Source organism: Caedibacter taeniospiralis, from assembly GCF_002803295.2.
GTDB lineage: Bacteria > Pseudomonadota > Gammaproteobacteria > Francisellales > Francisellaceae > Caedibacter > Caedibacter taeniospiralis.
The window spans coordinates 25,947-36,195 of the sequence record NZ_PGGB02000014.1 but is presented as its reverse complement, the minus strand read 5'-3'; the positions used below and the strand labels follow the sequence as shown (position 1 = coordinate 36,195).

The 10,249-nt window shown below is 41.3% G+C and carries 11 protein-coding genes; 10 read left to right on the top strand and 1 reads right to left on the bottom strand.

Annotation, left to right across the window (positions count from 1 at the left end):
• Positions 1-279: 279 nt before the first annotated feature.
• Positions 280-882 carry a M15 family metallopeptidase gene (locus tag CU053_RS05905; protein ID WP_100550835.1) on the top strand — a complete coding sequence of 201 codons (603 nt, stop codon included), beginning with the start codon at positions 280-282 and terminating at the stop codon, positions 880-882.
• Positions 883-1,076: 194 nt separating this feature from the next.
• Here CU053_RS05905 and CU053_RS05900 read toward each other — a convergent pair whose 3' ends face one another.
• The gene (locus tag CU053_RS05900; protein ID WP_100550834.1) at positions 1,077-2,336 is read right to left on the bottom strand and encodes an MFS transporter; all 1,260 of its coding nucleotides are present in this window, start codon (positions 2,334-2,336) and stop codon (positions 1,077-1,079) included.
• A 233-nt stretch (positions 2,337-2,569) separates the two neighbouring features.
• Here CU053_RS05900 and CU053_RS06670 point away from each other — a divergent pair, with 233 nt between their 5' ends.
• The 9 genes from CU053_RS06670 (at position 2,570) to nusB (ending at position 10,103) form a co-directional block, all read left to right on the top strand.
• Positions 2,570-2,797, top strand: a complete 228-nt coding sequence (locus tag CU053_RS06670; protein WP_407643793.1) for a hypothetical protein — start codon at positions 2,570-2,572, stop codon at positions 2,795-2,797.
• A complete protein-coding gene (locus CU053_RS05895; RefSeq protein ID WP_100550833.1) occupies positions 2,718-3,080 on the top strand; it encodes a ZapG family protein in 363 nt (120 codons plus the stop codon). Before CU053_RS06670 ends, CU053_RS05895 begins: the two co-directional genes overlap by 80 nt.
• 79 nt (positions 3,081-3,159) lie before the next feature.
• Positions 3,160-4,359: an NAD(P)-binding protein gene (locus tag CU053_RS05890; RefSeq protein WP_100550832.1), complete on the top strand. Its 1,200-nt coding sequence runs from the start codon at positions 3,160-3,162 to the stop codon at positions 4,357-4,359.
• Positions 4,360-4,483: 124 nt separating this feature from the next.
• Positions 4,484-6,058 (top strand): DNA recombination protein RmuC, encoded by a 1,575-nt coding sequence (rmuC, locus tag CU053_RS05885; RefSeq protein WP_100550831.1) that lies wholly within the window; start codon positions 4,484-4,486, stop codon positions 6,056-6,058.
• Positions 6,048-7,922 (top strand): molybdopterin-binding protein, encoded by a 1,875-nt coding sequence (locus CU053_RS05880; RefSeq protein ID WP_100550830.1) that lies wholly within the window; start codon positions 6,048-6,050, stop codon positions 7,920-7,922. The genes rmuC and CU053_RS05880 overlap by 11 nt, the downstream gene beginning before the upstream one ends.
• The gene (purE, locus tag CU053_RS05875) at positions 7,923-8,411 is read left to right on the top strand and encodes a 5-(carboxyamino)imidazole ribonucleotide mutase (RefSeq protein WP_100550829.1); all 489 of its coding nucleotides are present in this window, start codon (positions 7,923-7,925) and stop codon (positions 8,409-8,411) included.
• A 118-nt stretch (positions 8,412-8,529) separates the two neighbouring features.
• A complete protein-coding gene (locus CU053_RS05870; RefSeq protein ID WP_199244225.1) occupies positions 8,530-8,811 on the top strand; it encodes a LysM peptidoglycan-binding domain-containing protein in 282 nt (93 codons plus the stop codon).
• A gap of 106 nt (positions 8,812-8,917) precedes the next feature.
• Positions 8,918-9,568, top strand: a complete 651-nt coding sequence (rsmG, locus tag CU053_RS05865; protein ID WP_233263347.1) for a 16S rRNA (guanine(527)-N(7))-methyltransferase RsmG — start codon at positions 8,918-8,920, stop codon at positions 9,566-9,568.
• A 106-nt stretch (positions 9,569-9,674) separates the two neighbouring features.
• Positions 9,675-10,103, top strand: a complete 429-nt coding sequence (gene nusB / locus CU053_RS05860; protein WP_100550828.1) for a transcription antitermination factor NusB — start codon at positions 9,675-9,677, stop codon at positions 10,101-10,103.
• Positions 10,104-10,249 lie beyond the last annotated feature (146 nt).

The following is a 10,249-nucleotide window of genomic DNA, read 5'->3' as shown; positions in this document are numbered from 1 at the left end:
TAAGAAAAAGCACGCTAAACATAGCAAGGGATGGAGAGACCATCCACCCTCATTTTTCTATGAAACTACCCATAAACTTTATTATTATGAGTAGGGCATTTGTGCAACATAAAAGAATTAAGGGAGGTTATATTTAGATGAGCTGTAAAGTTGACGGAAGAAGTCTTTCGGAAAGCCGTGTAAGGGAAAACTTTACGCACGGTTTGACGAGGGGTCTCTGTGGAGATAAAATCAAATCAGCGACCTACTCTACAACTAAGAACTAAGTGGAGGCGCTTTATGGATAGTGAATTTGTTGCTTTAGCAGGTAATGAAAATATTTTCTGGGATATAAAATATAGCTCGGATGGTAATATTCTCGGTCGTCAAGTGAATGGCTACTATTCTAATAAATGTATAATGACAAAGGTGTGTTTGCGTGCATTACAAGACGTGCAAAAAAACATTAACCGTTTGGGATTGAGTTTATTCATTTGGGACGCATATCGACCCAGGAAGGCAGTCATGGATTTTTGGCAATGGTCGCAAGATGTGAACGATGATGCCACACAATCAGACTACTATCCGAACCTTGCCAAAAAGGATTTATTTGCCAAGGGGTATTTCAGTAAAACCTCAAACCATTGCAGTGGTAGCACGGTTGATCTAACTCTGGTCGATCAGCAAGGTCAAGAGCTTGATATGGGAACCTGTTTTGATTTCATGGATCCTTTATCACATCCTGATAGCACGCATGTATCTGCTCAAGCAATTGCGAATCGGCAGCTTTTGCGTGAGCATATGCTCAGTGCTGGCTTTGAACCGATTGATACAGAATGGTGGCATTTTCGTTTAATTGATGAACCTTTCGCCAATAAAATATTTGATTTCGATATCGTATAAGTCAAGCTCAGGAATGGATGCTAATACCGCAACAAAAACCCTTAGAGCGCTTGATGAATCACATAACAGGTGTACGCAGCGCTGCATATGCGGTCTATGCACGCTTATTTAAGATAGCAACAAAAGTAATGGAATCTAAGTCTTTGCCAAGGTAATAAAAGCAGGACGGACAAGTTAGAGAATATTTATTTTCATCAACCTGCTTGTCTTTGGCATAAGCCAGTGCATCTGCCTTTATCCAGTTTTGCAAATAACCCCGCAATAATAATTGCTGCAGCTGCTAAGTAGAGCGGAAGCAGTAGATATAGCGTTATAAACAAACCAAGGGTGAAAGCATTAACCGCCCAGGCAATACCAAAAACTGAAGTGGTCCCGCCCATAATTGCCCCTTGTTCGTGGCTATGAACTTTGCCTGCAATCACCGACAACAGCGCAGTATAAAAAATAATTTGCAAGAGTGCCCCAACAAAAGCACTAATAATCATCGAGCCTGGGCTTAAAAAAAATGTGCACATGGCAATCAGCAAACCAATGACAATACCACTTAACAGCATTGCCACATGACTATTAAGACGCTTTAGCACGATATTTTGAAAATAGAGTGTTGAAAAGGCAAAGCCGAGACTCATAATCACAAAGACACAACCAATGCTTGCTGACTTAAAGCCAAACGCTTGATCAAGCACTAAGGGTAATCCTTGTGCATAATAACCCCAACCGATTTGCAGCATTAAAAATGCCAGTGCCAATATTCGTACACGCTTGTCAACAAACATCACTCGGAAGCTAAAGATGAGATTGATCAGTTTAAGCTTTTGATCTTTAATGCGTTTGGTATAGGTTTCAGGCAAGAAGAAGCAAACGCTTAATAGATTAATCACTGAAAATCCCGCACCAAACCAAAATGGCAAACTGATTGCCTGATAGGTTGTTTGTGACAGTAGACCGACGATGGTGGTGATTACAGGTCCAAAAACAAAACCAATAGAGGCGGAAAGTGTGATTAAACTCAGGTTTTTAAGCCGACTTTTTTCATCAGAAATATCTAGCATGACGGCTTGCGCAATACTAAAACTGCCACCAAAAAAACCACAGATAAAGCGACTTAGCATAAAAACAGTCAGTGATTCCAATGCAAATGAACTCACCGACAGTAAATAAGCCAGGATGGTTCCTGCTAAAGAAGCGATAATCATAAGCTTCCGCCCATATTTATCGGATAGCCTCCCAATGATTGCGCTACCGATGAAGATGCCCAAGGGCCATACTGCCATCGACAGTCCATAATAAAAATTACGCAGTGACTCAGGTGTATTTATGTCAAAAAATGGACTTTGTTTTGACATCATGATTTCTGGGATCACTGGGAAAACCAGACCTACTCCCATGACATCAATGATGATCGTGAGCATTAAAATACTGATCAGTAGGCGGCTGTTATCTGATTGCATCATTTACTTCTTTACAATTAAACCCGACTTTAGCTTTTTTTGATTAATCTTGGCTGAAATCTGTTGAGGTAATCTTTGGTTAAGGTCAGGAATTATAGCTATTTTAGCCATATTGTCATCTGAATTTTTATCGGAATTTAGGAGCATCAACGGGCAGATTGGAGCTTATGCTGTTTAGCAACATCTGGTGTAACCCCAGATTGAGTTGTGATAATTTAACCTTTGACATAAGAGAAATGCGCCAACGCATGGCAACGCTGTTGCAGCTTGAGCTAAATCAAGTTAATATCAAGGTCACAACGACTGAAAGCTTGGGATTATCTGCAGAAAAGAAGGTCTTGCCTGTTGTGCCGCAGCCCCTGTTTACCAACCATAGGAGATGTAATGGTTATTTTAATACTTGGTGTTATCACCGCCTTTGTGATCGGTCTTGCCATCGGTTTAAGCGCACGCAAAAGCAATAGAAACATTGCAAATGAGCTGGATGAGACTAAAAAATTACTGACGCATTACCAAAATACCGTTAATGAGCATGTGTGTAAAACCCATGAAATCATGGAGAGTATTTATCAGCAATTTGCTGAATTGCAGAAACATTCTCAAGAATACAGCGTAAAACTTAATCTCGACCAATCAAGACAATCTCTGTTGCAACCCAAGGCTTATCGCAATAAAGAACACATCCAGCATCTGGGTTCTGCCCCACAAACGCCAAAAGATTATGCTTCACATACAGAAGAAAAATAATGGCTTACCGATATCAGGCAATTGAAAATACCTCCAATCCAGATTTTCTGGTATTGAAATAATCCCTACTGGAGGAATTATGACAAAACACTACCCCATCGCAATTATTGGTGGAGGCATTTCTGGAAGCAGTTTTGCACACTTTGCAGCGCAACGAGGGTATAAGAGCATTATTCTTGAGAAGTGCGATAAATTAGGGGGTTGCATTGAAACCTGCCAAAGCCCCAAAACGGGAGATTTTTGGCTGGAATTAGGGGCGCATACGATTTACAACTCTTACGCCACGCTCATTCAATTTTGCCAGGATAATGCACTTTTATCTCAGCTGCAAACACGCAAGACACATCCCTTTAAACTCTTAACCCGTCAAGATATCGTTGCTAGCGTGCTTGGCTCACTAAATCCTGTTCGTGCAGGCATTGGCTTGCCACTCTTTAAATTTAGTAAAGCCAAAGAACGTACCGTCGCGGAATATTTTAGTTTTGTATTTGGGCACAATAATTATCACAAGACTTTACGCTATTGCTTTGACGCAGTGCTGTGCCAGGACAGCCAGAACTTTCCTGCGGATTTTCTTTTTAAGCCGCGAGTCAAGAATAAAAAGCTGCCACGCAGTTTCACTTTTAAAGGGGGAATGTCGAGTTTATTTAAAGATTTTTCTAACCTGGATATTGATATTAACTTGAATTCTGAAGTCCACCACATTGACAGGCAAAATAACAGCTGGCTGATCAAAACCCGCAGTGAAGTGATTAAAAGCGATAAGCTCATTCTTGCGACACCATGGCATATCACACAAAAACTTTTAACTCAGATTAATCACCCTATTGCAAGCATTGCACATCAACCTGGCATCTCCAAACTTACTACTACCGCTTTAATCCTTGATAAGGACAAACTCAATCACATAAGGTCATTAAGTGGGTTAATCGGCATAGAGCAAAACTTTTTCTCAATGGTCACGCGTGATGTGGTTCCGCATGAAAAATTTCGTGGCATGACTATCCATTTCAAAGACCATAAGGAGTCGCACACGAAGCTAATCGATGAATTTTTATCTAAGCTTAATATCCCCAAAAGTGCAGTGATCGATGTACATTCCAAGTACAATACCCTGCCATGTTATCAAGCAAAACATCAACGGTTTCTTGACGTGCTTGATCAACTACTTAGCAAAGATACAACACTTGGACTGACTGGGAATTATTTCACGCGACTTGCCATTGAGGATTGCGTGATGCGCTCTTTTTCAGAATCCAAACGTTTGTTTGACATATAAAGGTGTGTAACTCCAGTAAGGTTAAGTTGTTTACCTGCATTCAGGTGCATTCTTATGATGATTTACAAGCGATACAGCTATTTTTATGGCATGATGACAAGCAAGGTAGTAAAAAGGAAAAACGATGATTACTGGACTTGCTATAGTAGCATTTGCTATGGGAATGGTGATTGGTTTCCTGATGACCAGACCAGGAAGAAACGCATTACAAACAAAGCTGAAAACCACAGAGAAATCTTTAACAGAGCTTGAGCTATCCTACCAGGATAAAGAAGCACAGTTGTGGCAAAAGCAACAAGAAAATATTGTGCTAACAACAGATCATAAGCATTACCAGGAGCAGGAACAGCGTTTAACCCAAGAGCTTAGCATGGTGAAGCAAAAGCTTGAAATTCGTAATGATGAACTATCAAAGCTGCAAAATAAGCTTGCAAGTGATGCTGCGAGGTTCCAAGCGCTGGAGAAGGAGGTTACACGCTTGGAAATGGAGCTTCAGAATGCGAGTAAAAAGCAGGATGAAATGCTCAGAAAAATCGATACTTTAATGGAGGAAAAATCTCAGCTACAGGCTGAAAACTCAAGCTTGAGCAAACAAATTGAAACTGAGCTGTACAACTCACAGGAAAAAATTGCCTTACTTGAAAATGCGAAAAAAAGCTTAACCGAACAGTTTGAGAATCTCGCCAATCGTATCTTTGAAGAAAAGGGTGAGAGATTTGCCAACCAGAACAAAGTAAATTTGGCAGAAATTCTGCAGCCGTTTAAAAATGACATCCATGAATTCAAGAAAAAAGTCGATGATGTCTACGTGCATGAGGCTAAAGAAAGAGCTTCTTTGCAGAAAGAGGTAAATAAATTATTTGAGCTTAATCAGGAGATGAATAAAGAGGCTAAAAATCTCACCAAAGCGCTCAAAGGTGATAAAAAGCTCCAAGGCGATTGGGGAGAGGTGGTGCTTGAGCGCGTTTTGGAGTCTTCAGGTTTACGTAAAGGTTATGAGTATGAGGTGCAAAACAGCTTTAAAGGAAGTGACGATGACGATAACGAGAAGACCTTAAGACCTGATGCCATTGTACACTTACCCGATGGCAAAGATGTCATCATTGACGCCAAAGTTTCCCTGGTGAGCTATGATGCTTACACGCGTGCAGAGACGGAGACCCTAAAACTTGAGTGTTTAAAAAAGCATATTGACGCCATTCGCCAGCACATTACACTGCTTTCTTCTAAAAATTATGAGCGCTTATCCGCGATCAACTCTCTTGATTTTATTTTAATGTTTATGCCGATTGAGGCAGCGTTTGTCGTGGCATTCCAGCACGATGATAGCCTATTTCACGAGGCATTTAAAAAGCGCATTATCATCGTTACGCCAACGACTCTTTTGGCAACTTTAGGCACGATTCGCAATACCTGGAAATATGAAAGTTTAAATAAAAATGCCAGCGATATTACAGAGCGTGCCACTAAAATGCTCGATAAGTTCCGAGGATTTGTGGAGGATATTGAGGCGCTGGGCAGGCAAATAGATAAGTCAAAAGAAACTTATGCTGATGCGTTGAATAAATTGACCAAGGGTCGAGGCAATTTAATTTCGCAGGCTATACAGTTGGAAGATATGGGAGTGCATATGAAAAAAGCATTACCTAAGGATATGGTTGAACACGCCGAGCTGGAGCGCACAAAAGGTGAAGATTAATCCATTTATTGCCCATCGTGGAGCAAACCAGATAGCTCCAGAGAATACGATGATCGCCTTTAAAAAAGCCTATGAAGCTCGCGCACGATGGATTGAGCTTGACGTGCAGCTAAGCGCCGATAATGTGCTGTTTATTTTCCATGATAATAACGCGAAAAAACTCACAGGTGTCGATGAGGATATTACCTTTTGGCGGTGGGCGGAAATTCAAAAGCTTAAGGTTCTAAGCGCGCGCTTTCCCGATGCTCACGCAAGCATTCCGAGCATGCGAAGCTACTTGGAATGGATGGCAGAAAAACCAGATTTGTATACCAATATTGAAATTAAAGTGAGAAAACATTTTGATGCAGAATACGAATCGCGCTTGCTAGAAAGCCTGCTTAAACTTTTGGCGGAGTATCCACAGCTGCATGATCGCATTTTACTCTCAAGTTTTTCGGAGTATGTACTAGAGAGGCTCGTATTGACAAATATGGCAATTGCACGTGAGTTTTTGATTGAAGTTAAAGATTGGGTCACAGAGGAGAGTCATATTTTCTCAACGATCAAAGCAAAATTTGATACTTGGGGCTGTATTGCACTGGGGATTAACAACACACCTCTTACCTCTGAGTGTATCACCCAGTTGAAACAAGCGTTTTCAACCATTTTGGTATACTCCATGAATGTATTAACAGATCAAGAAATTCATGACCTACTAACCGAAGGAGCTAATAGCGTGTTTATTGACAGCATGAGTCCACTGCACACAACAACCAAACCTATAGGTTTCCTAGCCACAGGTGATGAGATCACCACAGGAGATGTGATTAACACCAACACTCCTAAGATAGCAGAAGCGCTTTATGCACAAGGGTTTAGCGTGGGAATGCACCTGGCTTGTTTTGATGAAAAGCAGAAACTAAAAACAAGCCTGCAGTTTTTACTGCAAGAGCACAAGATTGTCATTACCGTAGGCGGGCTTGGACCAACTGAGGATGATAAAACCTGCGAAGCCATTGCAGCAGTTTTTAACAAGCCCTTAGAATTTCATGACGCCTCTTGGCAGCGCATTTATGCCCGCATCTCTAAGCGCTTTACGACGGTGCCTGAAAATAACAGGAAACAAGCTTACTTCCCTCAGGGTGCTGAAATTTTAATCAATGAACATGGTACTGCGGATGGATGCTATATCCATGGCGATGACAAACACCTGTTTATGTTGCCAGGTCCTCCGCATGAATGTTTACCATTATTTGATAAAGAAGTACTGCCAAGACTTAAGTCAATATGCGCCAATAAGCAACCGACACGCTACCAGTGGCAACTATTGGGTGCCTCTGAAGCGCATATTGCAGCGCTATTGCGTCCATTGGCGGATGAGTATCAAATTGAATTAGGTTATCGCGCAGCTTATCCTTATCTTGAAGTAAAGCTTCATGAGGAAAATGTGCAAAATCTAAGCGGACTTGCTAGGGCAATTACAGAGGTAGTTGAACCATTTTTAGTCAGTACGACAAAGCAACACGCGAGCGAATTGCTTAAACCCTATCTGCAATCAGGGGTCGTCAGCATCAATATGCAAAAAGACGTCACCAAAGGTTATCTTTACAGCCATTTAGCGCATATGATGCCAAGCAGTGCAGCTGAACCAAAACTCAGTCTACAACTACAAACCAACGGCATGAGCCAATTTTGGCAAAAAACGGATGCTGTGGTTGATGATCTTTCCCTGCTCATTAAGGCTCAAGATTATTTGAGAAATAGAGCATTTGAACACGAACTCCACGTGCGCTTTAGTAACAAGGGTAAGCATAGCTTTGGATTTATTTATGAATGGGTTTGTGCGCAGGTTTTGCGCGTGATACAAAAAGAGGGGATTTAAATGAGTGAGACATTAGTGGGTGTGGTGATGGGGTCTAAATCTGACTGGGAAACGATGAAGTCCACCACCGAAACATTGCGTGAGTTGGGCATCCCTTATGAGGTACAGGTCGTTTCCGCGCATCGCACTCCTGATTTGCTGTTTCAATATGCTGAAGCGGCTGAAACAAAAGGTTTAAAGGCAATTATTGCAGGAGCAGGAGGAGCCGCACATTTACCTGGAATGCTCGCGGCTAAAACTCACATTCCCGTACTGGGAGTGCCTGTGCAATCCAAAGCATTATCGGGTCAGGATTCGTTATTATCGATTGTGCAAATGCCTGCGGGAGTTCCTGTGGCAACTTTTGCCATAGGACGCGCAGGGGCAGTCAACGCAGCCATTTTCGCCTGTTGCATGTTAGCCAACGAAGATCAGCGATATAACAAAGCCATTAAGCAGTATCGTCAAACCCAGACTGAAAGCGTGTTACAAGATGTGAACCTGGAGTGAGTTTCTCGCCTATTCAATTAAGATGGGTAAAGATTTGCGGTTTCGCTGGAGAAATTAGCTCAATCTAAGTTACAATTTCGATTGCCGCTGTGGTAAACAATACAAAAGGAGTTAAAAGATGAGTAAGAAAAAAGTAATTCATTTGGGTGCGTTAATGGTTGCGGGTGTGTTTTTGGCGGGCTGTGCGACAAAGACAGTTTACCTGACCCCTGATCAATATTGTCAGACTCAAACCTTACAGTCCTATACAGTGAAAAAAGGTGACAGTTTAGGCAAAATTGCAAAAGCAAATAACACTACGGAAAGTTGTATTAAGTCACTCAACAACTTAAAGGGTGACGTAATCAGTCCTGAACAAAAGCTCTATCTGCCTGTTGCACCTAAGAGTGGGTGGTTATAAGTATTTATTGCCCGTAAACCTGACTACTCCTGAGTAGTCAGCTGAGATGATTTACGAGTGGTATACTCCAAACAATGGTCAGAATCTGAAAGGCGAATAAGGCAAGATGATTACACTAGATTGTTTAAATAATATGCTTGATGATAGCAAGGTAAAGGTTCGCCAGGTGGCGGAAAAGTTTAATCTTACGGTGACAGATGAGCAGATTAATCAATTACTCGAGTATCTGTCATTGCTTAAAAAATGGAATAAAACCTACAATCTGACGGCGATTACGGGTTGGGATGAAATGTTGGTCAAACATATCTTTGATAGCATGTCTGTAGTCTCTTTTATCAAGGGTAAACACGTTGCAGATATAGGCAGCGGTGGTGGCTTACCTGGAATTGTATTAGCAATATTATTACCAGAAACTTCCTTTGTGCTGCTGGATAGCGTCGGTAAAAAAACACTTTTTCTCAAGCATGTTAAAAGGGTGCTGGATTTGAAGAATGTGATAGTCCTTAATATCAGAGTGGAAAACTATCAACCTGAAATACCCTTTGACAGCGTTGTTTCACGGGCATTTAGTTCAATTGATGATTTTTATCACTTATGTCAGCACTTGCTGGCTCAAAATGGGCAAATGATTGCGATGAAGGGAGCTGATCTTGAGCTAGAAGCCTTAGCTCAGGTACCAATGAAAAACGAAGCATTCGAGGTTGATGTGCCACTTCTAGATGCCAAAAGACATGTTGTGCGGATGTGGCGTAGCTGAATAACTACACTGAGTAAAAACAAATAATTATAACTATCACATTAATCGGCTATTGGGTATAATCTGCGACCGTATTTCATCGAATGAGCGTATTGTAAGGTTTATCATGTCATTAAAATTTAAAGAGCGCAGGCGTGCTCGTTTTCATGCGGTACAGGCACTGTATCAGCAGGCAGTGGCGCATACCAGCATCAATGAGTTGAAGCTTCAGTTTTACGCAGATAATGTTGAGCGACACCTGGTGGAATGGGACTTCTTCTATCGTCTTTTGGATGGTGTTGATAAAAATAAAGTGCTGATTGATCATAAAATCAATCACTACGCTACTAATGACCTGGCATCAATCAATCTCATTGATCTAGCTATCCTGCGTCTAGGTACGTATGAGTTAATCGATTGCCTGGATATTCCCTATCAGGTCGTTTTAAATGAGTATGTAGATCAGGCAAAAGAACTGGGAACCGAGGAAGGACACCGTTTTGTCAATGGCTTATTAGATAAGATTGCTAAAGAAATGCGCATAGATATGGTCTAACCCTGCTCAATAGATTATGCACCAATCAGGTGTGTCTTATACCCATCGCAAACTATTTTACGATGGGTATAGCGATAAGAGATTAAATTGCTGGTATTATTGCAATCACTTCAGAACTCTCTACAATCTCGGCAGTAATCATACCT

Excerpts from the sequence above, each read along its gene's own strand:
- rsmG (WP_233263347.1), top strand. The coding sequence starts at position 8,918 with ATGATTACACTAGATTGTTTAAATAATATGCTTGATGATAGCAAGGTA.
- CU053_RS05900 (WP_100550834.1), bottom strand. The coding sequence starts at position 2,336 with ATGATGCAATCAGATAACAGCCGCCTACTGATCAGTATTTTAATGCTC.
- CU053_RS05895 (WP_100550833.1), top strand. The coding sequence starts at position 2,718 with ATGGTTATTTTAATACTTGGTGTTATCACCGCCTTTGTGATCGGTCTT.
- nusB (WP_100550828.1), top strand. The coding sequence starts at position 9,675 with ATGTCATTAAAATTTAAAGAGCGCAGGCGTGCTCGTTTTCATGCGGTA.
- CU053_RS05905 (WP_100550835.1), top strand. The coding sequence starts at position 280 with ATGGATAGTGAATTTGTTGCTTTAGCAGGTAATGAAAATATTTTCTGG.
- CU053_RS06670 (WP_407643793.1), top strand. The coding sequence starts at position 2,570 with ATGCGCCAACGCATGGCAACGCTGTTGCAGCTTGAGCTAAATCAAGTT.
- rmuC (WP_100550831.1), top strand. The coding sequence starts at position 4,484 with ATGATTACTGGACTTGCTATAGTAGCATTTGCTATGGGAATGGTGATT.
- CU053_RS05890 (WP_100550832.1), top strand. The coding sequence starts at position 3,160 with ATGACAAAACACTACCCCATCGCAATTATTGGTGGAGGCATTTCTGGA.
- CU053_RS05870 (WP_199244225.1), top strand. The coding sequence starts at position 8,530 with ATGAGTAAGAAAAAAGTAATTCATTTGGGTGCGTTAATGGTTGCGGGT.
- purE (WP_100550829.1), top strand. The coding sequence starts at position 7,923 with ATGAGTGAGACATTAGTGGGTGTGGTGATGGGGTCTAAATCTGACTGG.